Annotated in this window: 15 protein-coding genes; 10 read left to right on the forward strand and 5 right to left on the reverse strand. The window is 64.1% G+C overall.

Annotated features, from left to right (window positions below):
• Positions 1 to 405 precede the first annotated feature (405 nt).
• Positions 406 to 1,335, forward strand: a complete 930-nt coding sequence (locus MHAR_RS05885; RefSeq protein WP_081472285.1) for a sulfurtransferase — start codon at positions 406 to 408, stop codon at positions 1,333 to 1,335.
• A gap of 136 nt (positions 1,336 to 1,471) precedes the next feature.
• Here the strand turns inward: MHAR_RS05885 and MHAR_RS05890 are convergent, their stop codons facing one another.
• Positions 1,472 to 2,329: an aldo/keto reductase gene (locus MHAR_RS05890; protein WP_048144864.1), complete on the reverse strand. Its 858-nt coding sequence runs from the start codon at positions 2,327 to 2,329 to the stop codon at positions 1,472 to 1,474.
• A gap of 98 nt (positions 2,330 to 2,427) precedes the next feature.
• Positions 2,428 to 2,727, reverse strand: coding sequence for a hypothetical protein (locus MHAR_RS05895; RefSeq protein WP_014586701.1), 300 nt, complete (start codon positions 2,725 to 2,727; stop codon positions 2,428 to 2,430).
• Positions 2,728 to 2,850: 123 nt separating this feature from the next.
• On the opposite strand from MHAR_RS05895, the gene MHAR_RS05900 reads away from it, so the two are divergent.
• Together MHAR_RS05900 and MHAR_RS05905 are read left to right on the forward strand one after the other, a co-directional pair.
• The gene (locus tag MHAR_RS05900; RefSeq protein WP_014586702.1) at positions 2,851 to 3,465 is read left to right on the forward strand and encodes a GNAT family N-acetyltransferase; all 615 of its coding nucleotides are present in this window, start codon (positions 2,851 to 2,853) and stop codon (positions 3,463 to 3,465) included.
• 15 nt (positions 3,466 to 3,480) lie between these two features.
• Positions 3,481 to 4,350 carry a class I SAM-dependent methyltransferase gene (locus MHAR_RS05905; protein WP_014586703.1) on the forward strand — a complete coding sequence of 290 codons (870 nt, stop codon included), beginning with the start codon at positions 3,481 to 3,483 and terminating at the stop codon, positions 4,348 to 4,350.
• Positions 4,351 to 4,454: 104 nt separating this feature from the next.
• On the opposite strand, the gene MHAR_RS05910 is transcribed toward MHAR_RS05905, so the two are convergent.
• Entirely contained in the window at positions 4,455 to 5,486 is a 1,032-nt protein-coding gene (locus tag MHAR_RS05910) for an Acg family FMN-binding oxidoreductase (protein WP_014586704.1), read from the reverse strand.
• A gap of 165 nt (positions 5,487 to 5,651) precedes the next feature.
• Here MHAR_RS05910 and MHAR_RS05915 point away from each other — a divergent pair, with 165 nt between their 5' ends.
• Genes MHAR_RS05915 through MHAR_RS05930 form a run of 4 tightly spaced genes read left to right on the forward strand, consistent with a single transcriptional unit; the run spans position 5,652 to position 12,700 of the window.
• On the forward strand, positions 5,652 to 6,677 hold the full coding sequence (locus tag MHAR_RS05915; protein WP_143763306.1) for a DNA double-strand break repair nuclease NurA: 1,026 nt from the start codon (positions 5,652 to 5,654) through the stop codon (positions 6,675 to 6,677).
• A 1-nt stretch (position 6,678) separates the two neighbouring features.
• Positions 6,679 to 8,343, forward strand: coding sequence for an ATP-binding protein (locus tag MHAR_RS05920; RefSeq protein ID WP_014586706.1), 1,665 nt, complete (start codon positions 6,679 to 6,681; stop codon positions 8,341 to 8,343).
• Between the two features lie 15 nt (positions 8,344 to 8,358).
• Positions 8,359 to 9,525 carry a metallophosphoesterase family protein gene (locus tag MHAR_RS05925; protein WP_014586707.1) on the forward strand — a complete coding sequence of 389 codons (1,167 nt, stop codon included), beginning with the start codon at positions 8,359 to 8,361 and terminating at the stop codon, positions 9,523 to 9,525.
• Entirely contained in the window at positions 9,512 to 12,700 is a 3,189-nt protein-coding gene (locus MHAR_RS05930) for an AAA family ATPase (RefSeq protein WP_014586708.1), read from the forward strand. Before MHAR_RS05925 ends, MHAR_RS05930 begins: the two co-directional genes overlap by 14 nt.
• A gap of 89 nt (positions 12,701 to 12,789) precedes the next feature.
• Here the strand turns inward: MHAR_RS05930 and MHAR_RS05935 are convergent, their stop codons facing one another.
• Positions 12,790 to 13,989: a geranylgeranyl reductase family protein gene (locus MHAR_RS05935; protein ID WP_014586709.1), complete on the reverse strand. Its 1,200-nt coding sequence runs from the start codon at positions 13,987 to 13,989 to the stop codon at positions 12,790 to 12,792.
• Positions 13,990 to 14,082: 93 nt separating this feature from the next.
• Here MHAR_RS05935 and ala point away from each other — a divergent pair, with 93 nt between their 5' ends.
• The 3 genes from ala to trxA are packed head-to-tail and all read left to right on the forward strand — an operon-like array spanning position 14,083 to position 16,085.
• Positions 14,083 to 15,063: an alanine dehydrogenase gene (ala, locus tag MHAR_RS05940; RefSeq protein ID WP_014586710.1), complete on the forward strand. Its 981-nt coding sequence runs from the start codon at positions 14,083 to 14,085 to the stop codon at positions 15,061 to 15,063.
• A gap of 52 nt (positions 15,064 to 15,115) precedes the next feature.
• Positions 15,116 to 15,700 carry a DUF1638 domain-containing protein gene (locus MHAR_RS05945; protein WP_014586711.1) on the forward strand — a complete coding sequence of 195 codons (585 nt, stop codon included), beginning with the start codon at positions 15,116 to 15,118 and terminating at the stop codon, positions 15,698 to 15,700.
• A gap of 37 nt (positions 15,701 to 15,737) precedes the next feature.
• Positions 15,738 to 16,085, forward strand: coding sequence for a thioredoxin (trxA, locus tag MHAR_RS05950; RefSeq protein ID WP_228369619.1), 348 nt, complete (start codon positions 15,738 to 15,740; stop codon positions 16,083 to 16,085).
• A gap of 45 nt (positions 16,086 to 16,130) precedes the next feature.
• Here the strand turns inward: trxA and MHAR_RS05955 are convergent, their stop codons facing one another.
• Positions 16,131 to 16,655 carry a hypothetical protein gene (locus tag MHAR_RS05955; protein ID WP_014586713.1) on the reverse strand — a complete coding sequence of 175 codons (525 nt, stop codon included), beginning with the start codon at positions 16,653 to 16,655 and terminating at the stop codon, positions 16,131 to 16,133.
• Between the last annotated feature and the right edge of the window lie 65 nt (positions 16,656 to 16,720).

The raw sequence follows: 16,720 nt of genomic DNA on the forward strand, positions 1-16,720 counted from the left end.
TTCCTCCAAAATTTTTTTCACCGCCAGCATATAATTATTAATGGAGAAGTAACTTTCGCTCTGATCAGCTCAAGACCGAGGACTGGTCTAAAAAGTATTCCAATCCGGGATACAGAAGAAGGCCGAGATGGTCGATATCAGGGTCGATAATCTTATATATCGAATGAGATCGACCCATTGAAGGGTGGCCCAGATAGCTCGTCTCTTTGGAAAGCTGTCCATTGAGAGAGCAGAGGGAACCATGTCTGCATGAGATGACCCGGCCTTACTGATACATAGGAGCCATAATCCGGCAAGGCCTTTGCGAGAGCGACCGGTCCTCTGGGGGGAGGTTCCGGTTCATATTGCCTCGTGAACTTGGCCTTGTATTTCAAAAGCAGGACACCTTCAAGGAGTGTATGATGAATGCGAAGTAAACTCGCGAAGAGTGGAGCGTTGCTGATAATAATTATCGCTTTTACAAGCGGGACAGTCGCCAAATGCCCCAGCGACACCTTCAATCCCGGTGCCTGGAGCGGCCAATCATGGCTCGATACTTCAACAAGTCAGAAATCGAGCAACTCATCTGCAGCTGACACGAATAACGAGACGGCGGCCGAAGAGCCTAAAACGGCCTCGGATGAGGATGAATATATCGACTCCACATTCATAACTGCAGAGGAGCTGGTGGAGATGCTCGAAAGCGAGACGAAAACCCTCGTCGCCTACGTCAGCATCAGCCCCCCTCAGGGATCCTCGTACATCGAGGATTCGATAAATCTCTCCTCAGACAGGTTCTTCCAGAAAGACGATTCTGGAAACGAGATCCTGAAATCCGTCTCTAGAATGGCCGGGGCTCTGGGAGACGCCGGGATCACCGAGGAGGATGGGGTGGTGATATACGGGGACTGCTTCTCCTGCGGCGATTCGACCTTCGTCTTATGGATGATGAAGTACCTGGGCCATCAGAACGTCCGAATCCTCCAGGGACCGGCGACTGGCCTATCCACGGCATCGACTATGACGACGAAGCCTGTCGCGATCTACTTGGCCGATCCTGCCCCTGAACTTCTCGCAGATTACGATTCCATCGCCGCAGGGGAGTTTGTGGTCGTCGACGCTAGAACTTCAGATCAGTTCGAAATAGACCACATCGATGGAGCGGTGAACATCGACTTCAACACCTTGATCGAAGGCGACTGGATCAAGGATGATTCAGCCCTCGCCGAGATATTCGTCGATCTCGAAGGGGATAGCCCCATAGTCGTCTATTCCGATAACTTCCGGGAGGCCTCCATCGCCTGGTACGCCCTTCAGCATTTGGGGTATGACGCAAGGATTTACAGAGACTATTGAACTGAGAGATCTGCCCGCGGTTTAATGGAAAAAGGAGGCGGTTTCAGGCGGTCGAATATTCGGAAAAACCGCCATAGCACCTTCTTTTTCCCTCAGGACTTCTCCATTTTGCAATCGCTTTGACCCAAGCTTCATTTCAGCCTGGCCCCCCTCCCCGATAGAACGCAAGCCTCCTCGCATACGGTCGGAAGAGGGCGAGCAGCTTCTCCTCCTCTTCTCCGGACAAAGGCTCCAGCTCCCGCCCCATCCGGGCGAGGAGCCGGACCTCCTCGGGGGTCGAGCAGCCGACGATGATGAGGGATACCTCCTGAGTTAAAGCGTACCGGAGGAGGAGGTCGGGGCCGATCCCGGCCCGGGGGTTTATGTAGTGGGAGCCCCCCAGGACCTTCATCCCGATGACGGCGATCCCCCGCTCCTTCGCCGCCCCGATCGTCCCGTCGAGGAACCCGCCTAGAACCCCCTCCAGGGGGTTCACCGGGATGAGGACGGCGTCGACGGGCCAGTTTTCGACGGCGTATGTCACGACGGAGGGGTCGTGGTGGCCGGTGACGCCTATTAGCTCCGTCCTTCCGACCTCCTTCGCCTCGGCGAAGGCCTCGAGGGCTCCGCCCGGCCCCTCGATCTCCCGGAGGTCCTGGCGGGTCCTGACGTCGTGGATCTGCCAGAGGTCGATGGCATCGAGGCCGAGGGTCTTCAGGGTCCTGTCCAGGTCGGCCCTGGCGCCCATGGCGGTTCGGGACGCCGACTTGCTCGTCTGAAAGATTTCGCCCCGGAGATTGGGATGGGACCGCCAGAAGGTGCCGTAGTAGCCCTCGCTCCCCGAGTAGGCGGGGGCGGTGTCGAAGTAAGCGATCCCCTGGATTGCAGCCTCTTCGATCACCGCCGCCGCCCCCGCCTCCTCTCCATAGGTCCGGAGGATCCCCTCGCCGCCGAGGCCGACTGGGGTGACATTGCGGCCGCTCCCGCCGAAGGGCCGGGTCCTGATCTTCTCCATATCCACCGCCTCCACAAAGCCTCGCGCCTCTCTCTCGCCCGCCGGGTCAGCCCCTGGCGGCTGTTCCTCCTCCCTCGGCCGTTCTTGGGCGGGCCATTTCAGCCCTCCCTCTCGCCCCTCACCATCACCCTTCCGGCGGTGATGTCCGCGGGGAGGGGGAAGTAGTTGGAGAGGTTCTCCTTCACCCACTCCGAGGCGATCTCGTTCGACCGCTCGGCTCCGCCCTGGTGCTCGAAGAAGTTTATGAAGGCTACGAGGCCGTCCCCGCAGTCTACGCCGTAGTACTTGATGAAGCCGGGGATCTCCCGGACCCTCGGCAGGAACCTGTCTTCCACAAGCCTCATCACCTCGCCGACCTTCTCCTCGTCGGTCTTGTAGCGCCTTATGCTCAGGTACATTTCTCCTCCACCCCTGTTTATGAACCGCCTCTGATAATAACCTTATCCGAAGATGCCGATCTTACCGGCCTTCCGGAGGTTGGGCCGAAAGCTAGATCGACGGAGCTCGGCGGGGGAGGTTTTTTGGCCGGGGAGGTGGAGAGAGATGACATGGACGACGGAGGCCTTCGGCGGGATCTGGAGGGGCGGGCTATGAATGGAGGAAGGGGGGTTCAGGTGAAGCTCCTCGAAATTGACCATCAGATGGCTGCGGCCATGGAAAGGGGGGCCGGGGAGTTTGAGGCCCGTTTCAGGGTGAGCTTGGGCGAGAGCTCCGAGGTGGCAGGGGTGGTGATCTCCCAGACTCGTGGGATGGTCGAGGCAGACCCGAGGGATCGGCCGTGGGGAGGCTACCTAGCCATCGATCCCCTCACGGCGAAGGTCGTCGGCACATGCGCCTTCAAGGCGAGGCCGGCGGAAGAAGGCTCCGTCGAGATCGCCTACTTCACCTTCCCCCCCTTTGAGGGGAAGGGGTACGGGACGGCGATGGCCCTCCGGCTGATCGAGATGGCAGAGTCGTCCAGGAAGGTCGGGAGGATCCTGGCCCACACCCTCCCTGAGAGGAGCGGATCGACGAGGATCCTGGAAAAGGCCGGGATGAGCCTCATCGGCGAGGTGATCGATCCGGAAGATGGCCTCGTATGGCGGTGGGCTCGGGATCTCGAGGGCGCGGGGTCGGGGAAGCCCCGACCTCCATGAGGAAGGTTGGGCTATATGTCCAGAGACGATAGGATCGAGACCCCGGCCATGCTGAAGCTCCACCCCACCGCCAGCCTGGTGACCCTCTGGTCCCTCCCCCTCTACGCCGGGGCGGGGGCGCAGGTTCGGGATTTTTTGAAGATGCTGGATCTCTCCTCCGGCGAGGGGCTCCTCCGAAGATGTAATGACATCTGCGACTGGTACGGCGAGGTGATCCTCAACAGAAAGCATTTCATAAAGAGGACCGCGAAAGGGCTCATCGCCGGGCGGGAGGGGCCGGTCCAGATCGTCATCCTCGCCTCCGGAAAGTCGCCGCTGGCCCTCGAGCTCCTCGTCGAGGAAGGATCCAGGATCTCCGGGGTCTTCGAGGTGGACCTCGCGGGGATGGAGGAGAAGGCCCGCCTCTACAGCCGCCTCCTCCCGCCGGGGGCGGGGATGCTGAGGTGCCTGGAGGCGGACGTCGCCGGATCCGATCTCGCCGAGAGGCTCGCCGAGGGGGGTTTCAACCCGGACGCTCCGGCGATCTTCGTCATGGAGGGGATCAGCTACTACCTTTCGGAGGAGGATCTGGCGGGGATCGTCTCAGGGCTTCGGTCCGGGGGGAGGAACCGGCTCATCCTCGAGTACCTCGTCCCCTGCCCCGAGGTGAGGTGGGAGAGGAGGGAGATCCCCCGGCGGATCTTCTCACTGATCCGAGAGGAGGCGGGGGCGGGAAGGATCACCTGCTACACCCGGGGAGAGCTCTCGGCCCTCTTCAAAGAGCTCGGAGGAAGGGTCGTCTCCACCTCCAGCATGGCGGAGATGGAGCAGCTCCGCCTCGGCATTAACGGGCGTTTCCTCAAGGCGGAAGATGGATGGATCGAGGGGCTCGTCGCCGCCTTATGATATACCCCCTCGCCCTCCCCGCCCCGAGGCTCCGGCTCCCCCTGGGAGGGATGCCTCTTCCAACGAGAGGCTGTATCGCCCCTTCCAGATCCAATCCGGGCAGGTCACCTCCCGGCGAGGACCATCTCCGCCGTCCTCCTGGGGGTGTGCTTCGCCGGTGGGGCGTACCCCATCCTGATGAGGATCTGGGGGTAATCGACGCCGAGGATCCCGGCCATCCTCTCCCGGAGCTCGGCGATCGCCACCGGCTGGCTGAAGAGGTCGAACCTGACCCCCAATTTCGTCGCCGTCAGGAAGAGCCGCTCAAACCTCATCCCCGCCTCGACCCAGGTCCCCCTCTCCTCGGCGTCGGTGGAAAGGATCCCGACGGCCGGGGAGGCCCTCATGAGGGCCATCTCCTTTCGGGCCCTGGACGTCGAGGTGTCGAAGGTCCCGAAGATGAACTTGCCGAAGTAGGACTCGAAGTCCGAGTAGCCGAAGGCGTAGCCAGGAAGGCCGTCCCAGGCGTCCTCGTCGTTTCTCCTGATCCACCGGGCCAGGTCCTTTCGGAAGGCCTTGTTCCCGAGCTGGATCCTGTGGGACTCCCCCAGGACCTCGGCCATCGCCGCCCTCTCCGCGGGGTCGGTGAGGACGTCGAGGCGGAAGCCCCCATCTCCGACGGCCTCTTTCATCGCCTCGATCTTATCGGCCTCTATAGGCCGGTCGTCGTAGGCGCCGCGGTTGGTGTGCCTTTCTGTGATCTCGGGGAAGAGGTCAGGCGGATACTGCGGCGATGCTCCTCCATCCTCCTCGAACTTCACGACGGCGATCGTCTCGGCGTCGATCCCGTCGGGGAAGCGCTCGACCTGGTAGCCTAGATCGAAGTGCTCAGCGGCCAAAAGCAGGTTTGTGAGGAGGCACCCCAGGCTCATGTAGGTGGTCCTGTTCGTCGGCTCCACGTCGGGAAGGGTCCGGCCGAGGTCGGCCATCACCGTCACCTCGTTTCCGTCTACGGCGAGCCTCCAGGGCTGGTTGTTCGGCCCCGAGGGGGCCAAGACCGCGTACCGGAGGAGGAACTCCAGCTTCTCGTCGATCTTTCCCGACGCGGGGTAGTCCCCGGCGTCGACGCTCCAGGCGATAAGGTTCTTCTCTGCCATAGTAATCTACCTCTCCACCATCCATTTTGGCTTACGAGCTTTTTAGGCTTGTGGGGTGGGAGGCGCCGCAGCTGGCAGGATGGGAACCTCCGCCAAGATCCCGGCGATTACTTCCCCTCCACTCTCAAAATCGGTATATACATCGACTTTCAACTCCTTTCCGAGATGATCGAGAAGGAGAAGCTCGCCGGGGCCGCCCGGGCATTGGGGGAGTACCTCGCCCCCGTCGACCCCGACGAGTTCGAGGCGGAGACGGGGATCCGCGGCGACGACTTTCGCGAGATCGTCCCCCAGGAGTTCGACGGCCGGATCTTCGCCATCGACGGGTCCAACGTCGTCGTCTTCGACCTTGGAGCCGTCAGCCTGAACAGGATCAGGGCCGGCTACGTCGTCTACCGCGGCACCGAGTGGGAGAAGACCGCCATCACCTGTGACGACCTCTTCGTCGCCGATCGGGAGAACTACAGCCAGCACTTCAACCGGTATAGAAAGGGCATCTTCGACATTGAGGAACCCTTCGAGCTACAGTCCAAGGAAGAGCTCGACCGGATGGCGACCTTCTATCGGGACCTCCAGGAGCACGTCGCCCTCTTCGAGGCGGTCCTGGAGGCGGAGGCCGGCGACGTCGTCCTCTACGACGGGGGCTTCTCCCTCTGGAGGGAGCCCTACCACCGGGAGGTCTTCGACAGGATATTCGAACGGGCCGGGGAGAGGGGGGTGGACCTCCTGGCCATCAGCAAGTCCAGCCAGCTCTCCTGGGGGCGGGGGATCGCCAGGCCCCTCCTCAGGAGCGTCGATCGCGTCGGTTGCGCCGCCGTCCCCGGCAGCCCCTGGCTCGTCCGGCTCAGCGGCAGGAGGGCGATGAGGGAGGAGCCCTGGGGCGGAGAGACCTTCGCCGCCCGCCTCCACCCCGGATCGACCCACGCCTTCCGGGTCGACGCCCCCGGCCGGACGGCGGGGTCGATAGATGAGATCCTCGGGCGGATCGCCTTCTACTCCCGCTCCTCCGAGAGCCCCGGCTACCCCCACGCCCTCTTCAGGGCCCATCAGGAGATGAAGATCCCGATCCAGGAGCGAAACTTCACCCGGCTATCCCTCTTCGAGGAGCTCCGGGGGCTGGGATTTTCTGATGGAGAGGTCCGGGGCGCCCTGGACTATCACGAGATCCTCGATTCGATCAAGAGGAGATAGAATGGCAGAAATGGCAGATTTATATGATGAAAGGTGGAAGGAAACCCCGGGGCAGGAGAGCGCCCCCCCGGAGGGTCTCGCCAGAATCGGTCAGAAGCCCCAGACCATAGCCAGGGACGAAAGCTCTAACCCCTACTTCAGGATCATATCAAAAGACGTTCGGGAGTACCACTTCATCGTCCCGAGCGAGGAGGTGGTGGAGCTGGGGGAGATCTTCTCGATCCGGGACGGGAGGAGGGAGGCGGAGATCACCTTCCTCGCCAGGATCACCGACATCCTCCACGACTCCAACTACGACGGAAACTGGGACACCGTCATCCGGGGCGACGGCTTCTACGACTCCGACCAGATCTTCTGCCGGGTGGTGGCAGAGCCCCTCGGCTGCGTCGTAAGGGATGAGGGCGGGGAGCGGTTCCGGAAGGCGAGGACGATCCCCGCCAAGTTCTCCCCGGCGGCGAAGGCCGGGAGGGAGGAGCTGAAGTTCCTCGCCGACGAGGAGGCGGACGTCGAGGTGGGGCTCCTCCGAAACGGGAGCGAGATCGTCGAGGGGATCCCCGTCGCCCTCGCAAGCTTCGCCATGGACCACCACATGGGGGTCTTTGCGACGACGGGCATGGGCAAATCGAACTTCATGAAGGTCTTCGCCGCATCGTGCATGAAGAAGGCCTCCTCGAAGGAGTCGAAGTTCGGCCTCCTCATCGTCGACCCCCACGGCGAGTATATCCTGGGCAACGAGGGGACCAAGGGGCTCCTCCACCTCGCCCGGTACCGGGATGGGATCGTCTGCTACTCCACCGATCCTCGGCACAAAAAGGATCCGGCCGTCTCGGAGCTGACGGTGAAGAAGAGCGAGATCCTCCCCCAGGATATAGAGGTCCTCTACGCCTGGACCTCCGCCCAGAGGGAGGCGCTGGAGGCGATATCCCGGGTCTTCTTCGAGGAGGGGTGGATCGAGGAGTTCCTCACCCCCGAAGGGGCGGCGAAGATGATCGCCGAGGGGTTCCACGAGAAGACCGTCGGAAGGATCGGGAGGACGATCAAGACGATCCTGGACAAGAACCGCTACATATCGGACTTCACCTCCAGCATCCCCGGGATCATCAATAGCCTCCTCGCGGGAAAGGTCGTCCTGGTGGACATTCCGAACCTGGGGGAGAGGAGCGAGCTCTTCCTCCTCTCGATCCTCTCCCGGGCGATCTTAGAACGGTACAGGATCGAGAGCGCCGAGGGGGCGAGGGGGAAGAGCTGCCTCATAACGATCGAGGAGGCGCAGCGGGTCCTCGGCGGCGGCGAGGGGAGCCTCGCCAGGTTCGAGTCGATCGCCCGGGAAGGGCGGAAGTTCGGGGTCGGCCTCTGCGCCATAACCCAGCAGCCGAAGCTGATCGATAAGCAGCTCCTCTCCCAGTTCAACACCTTCGTCATCCTCGGCCTCGCCGACCGAAACGACAGGACGCGCCTCGAGGAGTCGGCGAAGCAGGATCTATCGTCCCTGGACGTCGAGATCCAGACCCTGGAGAAGGGGGAGGCGATCATCAGCACCCTGAAGATCCCCTTCCCCGTCCCCGCCAGCATCCATCTGTACGAAAAGTACCTGGAACGGCTCAACCGGGAGGGACCTTCTGAGGGGAGGGGGAGGATGGGGGGATTCAATCCTCCCCCCGATTAGCTTTGGGGGAAGTTCATGAAGATCGTCCACATGGCAGACTCCCACCTCGGCTTCTCCGCCTACGGCCGGGTCGACCGGTGGGGGAGAAACCAGAGAGAAGAGATGGTTTACCAGGGGTTTTCTAAGACCGTCGACAAGATAATCGACCTATCCCCCGACGCCGTCGTCCACGCCGGCGACGTCTTCCACCACGTCCGGCCCCGGATCAGGCCCCTCTACGTCTTCCAGCAGAACCTGGAGCGGCTGGTGGAGGCCGGAATCCAGGTCGTCATCATCAGCGGAAACCACGACGCCCCCAAGAGCTACGCCTCCCTCTCTCCCTTCAGCCTCTTTGAGGGGATGGAGGGGGTCCAGATAGCTCACCGCTACCGGCACGAATGCTTCGAGGTAGGAGACCACCACTTCCACTGCATCCCCTTCTGCCTCAGCCCCGAGGACTACATGGAGGAGTTTAGAAAGATGCAGGAGCTCAGGGCGGAGATGTCGGGAGGAAGGGACGTCCTGGTGATGCACGGCCTGGTGGAGGCGCTCTGGGATAGGAGGCTGCGGACCGTCGGGGAGCACGAGATCGCCGAGAGCTTCCTGAAGGGGGACCTCACCTACATCGCCCTCGGCCACTACCACGGCCAGGCCCGGGTGGCTAAGAACGCCTGGTACAGCGGCTCCGTCGAGTACTTCAGGTTCAGCGAAGCGAAGGACGAGAAGGGGATCCTCCTCGTAGACCTCGAATCCGGGAGGGTGGAGCAGATCCCCGTCCAGGAGAGGTACATGCTCGACCTCGACCCGATCGACTGCGGCGGCCTCTCCTCCCGGGAGGTGGAGGAGGGGATCTCCGCCGTCTGCCAACGTCGGGGGATAAAGGAGAAGATCGTCCGGCTCCGCCTCACAGACCTCTCGAGGGAGGCGTACAGGTCCCTCAGCCGGCGGATCGTCGGCGAGCTGAGGACCGAGGCCCTCCACCTCGAGATCATCCCGGAGTTCAGCGACGAGCCCTCCCTCCGGGTGACGGAGCCGGTGAGGGCGGAGGATCTGCCCCAGGAGTTCGAAACGTTCGTCGAGGGGGAGGCGGCCGGAGGCTCCATCCCCCCGGCGATCAGAGAGGAGGTCCTCGGCTACGGCACTGAACTTCTCGCCCGGATCTCGGCGAAGAGGAGGACGGAGAGGTTGGATGCGCCTCAATAGCCTGTCGATGAAGAACTTCAAGAAGTATCGGGGGGCGGTGAGGGTCGAGTTCCAGGATGGCCTCACCGGCATCCTCGGCGGCAACGGCTCGGGGAAGAGCACCATCGTCGAGGCGATAGCCTGGGCCCTCTACGGGAGCAGGGCCTCGACGGTGAGGCGCGACTTCATCAAGAACTCCCGGGCCTCCGAGCGGGACGATCTGGAGGTGACCCTCTCCCTCCAGCACGACGGCAAGGAGATGACGGTCCTGCGGGCGATGAGGGGGAAGGGGATGGCGCCGGAGGCGAGGCTCAGAATCGATGGCGAGCTCGTCGCCTCCGGGACCCGGGAGGTGGACGCCCGCCTCTCCGAGATCCTCCAGATAAGCTTTGCGGACTTCATGAAGACCTTCTACGCCCGGCAGAAGGACCTGGACAACCTGATAAGAGACCGGGGGTCGGAGAAGCGGGAGTACCTCCTCACCCTCCTGGGGCTCGACGAGGTCCGGGACGGGGCCCTCGAGGAGATCCGAGCCGACCTGAGGGAGGCGGAGGGAGAGGTCGGCCGGGTCGAGGGCGCCCTCGGGGAGATCGGGGACGTCGACCTTCTCCTCGAGGAGGGGGAGAGGGCCGTCGCCTCGGCGAGGGAGGAGCTTCTGGAGGCGAAGGGGCGGGAGGAGGAGATCGCCACCGCCCTCGAGGGGCGCCGCCAGAAGCTGGAGGGGGAGGCGGAGCGGAGGCGGGCCCGCGACGCCCTCGTCGGGGAGGTGGCGCGGCTCCGGGCCGACCTGGCCTCAAAGGAGGAGGCGATCGCCTCGGACGATAGGCGGCTCTCCGAGATCGAGGAGGGGAGGTGGAGGCTCTTCGAGCTGGAGCCGAAGCTCACGCGCCTCCGGGAGCTCCGGCTCCGCCTGGAGGGGATGGAGGCGAAGAGGCCGCGCCACCAGGCCCTCCTCGGAAGGAGGGCTCAGGTCGGGGCGGACCTGGAGGGGCGGGGCCGTCTCCTCTCGGATTCCGAGGCGAGGCTCGCGAGGCTCCGGGATGAGAGCCGGGAGCATGAGGCGATCCGGCCCCAGGAGGAGGAGTACCGCCGCCTCCTCTCGGAGCTGGAGGGGATGGAGGCGAAGAGGGACCGCTTCCAGGAGCTGGCATCCCTCGCCGGGCGGGAGAGGGCCCGGAAGGAGGCGGCGGAGGAGAACCTCGCCAGGGTCGAGGAGGAGATCCGGGGCTTATCGGCGGCGAAGCTCCGGATCGCCGAGATCACCCCGTCCCTGGAGATCTTCAGGACCCTCCAGGAGATGGTCCGCCGGCAGGAGAGGGAGGGGGAGAAGGACCGGCTCCTCTCCGGCCTCCGGATGAGGGACCAAGCCGTCCGGTCTCGGATAGAACGGCTGAGGGCGGAGGTGGAAAGGATCGAGGGGGAGGTCACACGCCTCGGGGACCTGGAGGAGAGGGAGGCGGACCTCGTCAAGAAGGGGGAGGTGATCGGCCGCCTTCTGGCCGGGGCAGAGGAGGAGCTCGTCGGCCTCAAGTTCGGCCTGGAGGTGGCGAGGCGGGAGCTCCGGGAGGCGGAGGCTCAGAGGTCCAGGATCGAGGCCCTGGGGGAGGAGAGCCTCTGCCCCACCTGCGAGAGGCCCCTCGCGGAGCAGAGGCCCTTCCTCCAGGAGAAGTACAGGGCCGCCGCCTCCGGGGCAAAAGAGAGGATCTCCACCCTCGAAGGTCTGAAGGGCGACCTCCTCGCCAGGGTCGAGGAGGGGAGGCGGTCGATGGAGAGGACCCGAAGGGAGCTCTCCCGGATCGCAGAATTGAAGGCGGAACGGGGAGGGCTTCTCGCCGAGAGGCGGTCCCTCCTCGCCCAGGGGCAGGAGCTCTCCCGGGAGGCGGAGGAGATCGAGGCGGAGATCGGCTCCATCGGCCCCGTCGACTACGATCCAGATCGGCTCTCGCTCCTGGAGGCCGAGGTCTCCTCCCTCCTCCCCCTCGTCCAGGAGGAGCAGCAGCTCTCGGTCCGGATCGAGGCCCTCCCGAAGAAGAGGAGCGAGGAGGAGGTGGCGAGGGAGGCCCTCGCCACGTCCATCGCCAGGGTCGCCTCCCTGGCCGAGGAGATGGAAGTCCTCGGCTACTCCGAGGAGGAGAGGCTCCGGGCCCGGGAGAGGATCGGGTCCCTGAGGGAGGTCCACCGGAGGTTCTCGGCCCTGGCGGAGCGGATCCGGGAGATCCCGGCGGTCGAGGCGGCGGCGGACGGCCTGAGGTCCGAGGTGCGGCGGCTCCGAGACGAGCTGAAGGGGGTCGACGGGGAGATGGAGGCCCTCGGCTTCGATCCCGCCGAGTACGAGGGGCTCATTGGGGAGGCGAGGTCCCTCGCGGGGGCCGAGACGGCGGCAAACGAGATCAGGCTCGCCCTGGCGGCGGAGGGGGAGGTGAGCCGCCACCGGGGAGAGGCGGCGGCGGCGGCTTCGAGGCTCAGGGGAGAGGTCGCCCGGGCGGAGGAGGGGATCGTCGCCCTCGCCTTCTCCGAGGAGGCGTACCGGGAGGCGAGGTCATCCCTGGAGGAGGCCTCCCGCTGGCTGGAGGCGGCCCGGAAGGAGGCGTCGGCCGGGATGGTCCGCCTCGGCCTCGCCGAGGGGAACCTCGAAAGGCTCAGGGGCGAGGCTGCCAGGAGGAGGGAGCTGGAGGCGAGGGCGGCCGCCTTGAGGAGGCGGGTCCAGGTCGTCGAGACGACGAGGGTTCTTGTCAACCGGTTTTTGGACGCGATCCTGGTGAGGATGAGGAGGGAGATCGCCGAGAGCGCCGGCAGGATCCTCCAGGAGGTGACGGGAAAGTACGGCAGGATCAGCATCGACGAGGAGTTCAACATCCTCGTCGAGGACGAGGGGGAGTTCTACCCCATATCCCGCTACTCCGGCGGCGAGATCGACATGATCGCCGTCTCCGTCCGGATAGCCATCAGCGAGCGGCTGATGAGGTTCTCATCAAACGGCCCCGGCTACTCCTTCCTCATCCTCGACGAGGTCTTCGGAAGCCAGGACGTGGAGCACCGGGAGAGCATGATCAACATGCTCAGGAGCCTCGACGACCGCTTCCCCCAGATCTTCGCCATCAGCCACATCGGCGAGGTCCAGGGCCAGTTCGACAACTCGATCCTCGTCGTCGAGGATGAGGACGGGTCGAGCAGGATCGAGGTGGAGATGAGGTGATCGGCGATCCCGGCAGAGGGCAGTCCGGGAGGATGGTGGGCAGTCGGAGGGCTTCCCTGGGAGATGGAGCGATGGAAAGCTCGATGGGTCTATAGCCCCCCCTCCAGCCAGAGCCCCAGGGCCTTTCGGGCGATCCGAAGGCCCGATAGCCCCATCCGCGGCGCCACCTTTTTTATCGCCCGGCTCGGCCGGTCGAGGTCCCCCTCCTCCTCGATCACCTTTATCAGATCCCCTCGATCCGCCAAAAGGCGGAGGAGATCGTCCAGCTCCTCATCGGTCATCTCTGCCCTCATTTTGTGGACGATCATCCCGAGGCGGAGTTCTCTCCCCAACGCCGCCCGCCACCGCCTCTCGTACTCGCAGAGCCTCGCGGCGGAAGAGTCCCCCTCGCGGGCCGCGGCGGCGGCCACCTCCCCGGCGATCTTGGCAGAGACGAGCCCCGGATAGATCCCGCCGCCGCTGGTGGGCTTCACCTGCCCCGCGGCGTCGCCGACGGCGATGAAGCCATCGGCCACCGTGGAGGCGGGGGGCCCCAGGGGGAGCCCCCCCACGACGAGGTGGAGGGGGCCTCCTCGGATTCTGGAACGGATGGGGGGACTTTTCAGGAGGCGTTTCAGATATGGGCAGGCGTTATTTCGGCAGGAGAGCCCCACTCTCGCTAACCCCTCCGGGGCGGGGATCGCCCAGGCGAAGAAGCCCGGTGCGACGTCCCGTCCGAGGAAGACCTCCACCATCTCCGGGTCCTCGACCTGGAATGGGACCTCCACCTGGGCGGAGGAGAGGACCTCCCGGGGCGGCCCGATCCCCGCCCGCCTCGCGATCCGGGCCCCCACCCCCTCGGCGGATACGACGACCCTCGCCTCGACCTTCCTCTGGTCAGAGCTGCGGCCGACTTTGAGGACGCTTCGTCCGCCGCCCCTAAGAAGGCCCGTCACAGGGGAGGCGATCATCACATCGGCCCCGGATCTCGCCGCCTCCGCCAGGAGCGCCCGGTCGAAGATTCTGCGGTCGACGACCCAGGCCTTCGTCTCGGGGGCCCGGAAGGTGAGCTGAACGCCCCCGGGGGATACGACCTTCGACCCCCGGACGGGCCTGATGGCGCGGTGGCCGACGGCCAGCTCCGCCTCTTCCATCGCCCGCACCCCGAGGAGCCCCGCGCACTGGACCGGCCAGCCCGCCCGGGAGTGCTCCTCAAAGATGACGACTCTGGCGCCAGCCTCGGCCGCCTTCTTTGCCGCCATCGATCCGGCGGGGCCGGCTCCGATGACGGCGACGTCGTACCGCTCCATCTCCGGGAGGTTCGATCGATCAGGGGGATAGCCTTTTCCATCTCTGGACGATAGGATAGCAGAGAGGGGCGGAAGGGTCAGGAGGATAAAGGCTTGGAGATCTTGTGGCTATCTGAGGAAGATGTGAAGTCGTCGCTGACGATGGCGGAGGCGATTTCCGCGGTGGAGGAGGCATTCCGAGAGCACGGCCTGGGATCGGCCCAGATGCCGCCCAAGTCCTACCTCCACTACACCAAGTACCAGGGCGACCTCAGGACGATGCCCGCGTACCTGGAGGGGATGGACGCCACCGGCGTCAAGGTGGTGAACGTCCATCCGGAGAACCCCGCCAGAGGCATACCCACGGTGATGGCGTTGGTCGTCCTCCACTCCCCGAAGACCGGAGCTCCCATCGCCGTCATGGGAGGAACCCACCTCACCGAGATGAGGACGGGGGCGGCGGGGGCCGTCGCCGCGAGATACCTCGCAAGGGAGGGGTCCCGGAGGGTGGGGCTCCTCGGCGCCGGAGCCCAGGCGAGGACCCAGCTCTTGGGGCTCGCGGAGACCTTCGAGATAGAGACGGTCCTCGTCGCCGACATATCTATCGAGAGGTCCAGGTCCCTGGCAGGCTGGGCGGAGAGGTTCCTGGCGGCCGAGTACGTCATCTCCTCGGATATCAGGGACGTCTGCGACGCCGATATCCTCGTCACCACCACCCCATCGCGGAGGCCCCTGGTGAGGGAGGAGTGGATCTCCCGCGGGACCCACATCAACGCCATCGGCGCCGACGCCGCCGGAAAAGAGGAGCTGGACCCCGCGATCCTCAAGAGGTCGAAGGTGGTCGTCGACGACATCGTCCAAGCCTCCCACTCCGGGGAGGTGAACGTCCCCCTGGCGGAGGGGCTCCTCGCCCCCGGGGAGATATACGCCACCATCGGCGAGGTGGTGGCGGGGAAGGTCCCGGGCCGGGTTAGGGAGGAGGAGGTGACGGTCTTCGACTCTACGGGGCTTGCCATCCAGGACGTGGCGACGGCCATGGGGGTCTATAGCAGGGCCCTGGCGAGGGGCCTTGGGACGAAGCTCCCGTTCCTGTAGCCCTCCCTTCGGATAAGCGATATATAACATCCCGACGACCTTAAGGTTGTCCATGTACGCAATCATCGCCTGCGGCGTCTTCAAGGATGAGATCGAGGAGATAGCCGACGACCTCGGCTTCCCCGCGAGGATCCGGTACCTGGAGGCGGGGCTCCACGTCGACTTCGACGGCCTCGCCGAGGCCCTGAAGAGGGAGCTGGAGGATTGCCGAGGCTTCGATGGGATCGTCGTCGCCTTCGGCGAGTGCCACCCTAGGATCGCCGAGATCCTGGCCCCCTACAACGCCGTCCTCCTGCGGTGCCAGAACTGCATCGACGCCCTGATCACCAGAAAGAAGGTCGAGGAGATCGCAAAAAGGGGGCTTTACTTTTACCTATCGCCGGGGTGGGTCAAGGGCTGGAGGGATATGTTCGAGCGGATGAGCTGGAGCCGGGAGGAGGCTCGCTTCCAGCTCGCCCCCTTCAAGGGGGCGATATTCCTCGATACCCTCGGCAACGCTCAGGATTACGAGGAAGGGCTGATAGAATTTCTCGATTTCACCCTCTGCCCCTACGAGAAGATGCCCGTGGACCTCGCGCACTTCAGGGCTCTGATCCTGGAGGCAAAAGAGAGGTGTGACCTTGGACGAGGAGCTTGAAAGGATACGGAGAAAGAAGCTCGAGGAGATGAAGAAGATGGCAAACGAACCAAAGGTGGACTATCCCAACAGCCCCCTGAAGGTGACGGACGGGACCGTCGACGAAGTGATCGGCAGATATCCTCTCGTCATCGTGGACTGCTGGGCGGAGTGGTGCGGACCCTGCAGGATGGTCGGCCCGGTGATCGACGACCTAGCGAAGGAGATGGCCGGAAAGGTCGTCTTCGGGAAGCTGAACGTCGATGAGAACATGAAGACCTCCACCAAGTACGGGATCATGGCGATACCGACGTTGCTCGTATTCAAGGACGGAAAGCTCATCGACCAGATGGTGGGGGCCTACCCCAAGAACACCCTCTCAAACAAAATTCAGAAATATCTCTGAGGCTGGCAGATCGCCGCCTCAGAATACGGTTTTTGGTCTTCTCCCTCAGGCCCTGACCTTCGAGGGGATGAGAACGCCCGCCTTCTCCTGGGAGCCGATCTCCCGAAGGTCCTTGAGCCGGAAGTAGGCGTCCACCTGGTAGAGCGGCTTTGGATCTCTGCCGAGCTCTCTCGGGGCCTGGCCGACCTCCGACGGGACGGCGAAGGCCCCCTTCCTCCGGGCGGCGATCTCCTGGACCTCCTTTATCCTGAAGTAGGATGCGACGTCGTATAGGGGCTTCGCCTCTCTGGTGAGGACGTTAGGCTCCAGGCCCGTCTCCGACGGGACGATGAAGGTCCCCTTATCGCGGGCGGCGATCTCCCGAAGGTCCTTAATCCGGAAGTAGGCGTCGACCTGGTAGAGGGGCTTCGCCTCTCTGCTGAGATCGATCGGGTCGAGGGCGCGGTAGGCGACGGCGCCGAAGGTTGAAGCCTGGGGGGATCTTCCTGCCTCAGCAGCAGCGGGCAGGGCCAGGGCGAAGATCAGCAGCATGGCTGCCATCAGGGCGATATGGGAAATTCTCAGACTCATGATAATCCTCCTGGTTGTAATAGGTCGGATATGCATATAAATTTTTAGGAGCATCATTTTTTTAA

This window comes from Methanothrix harundinacea 6Ac (genome assembly GCF_000235565.1).
GTDB classification, from domain to species: Archaea; Halobacteriota; Methanosarcinia; order Methanotrichales; family Methanotrichaceae; genus Methanocrinis; species Methanocrinis harundinaceus.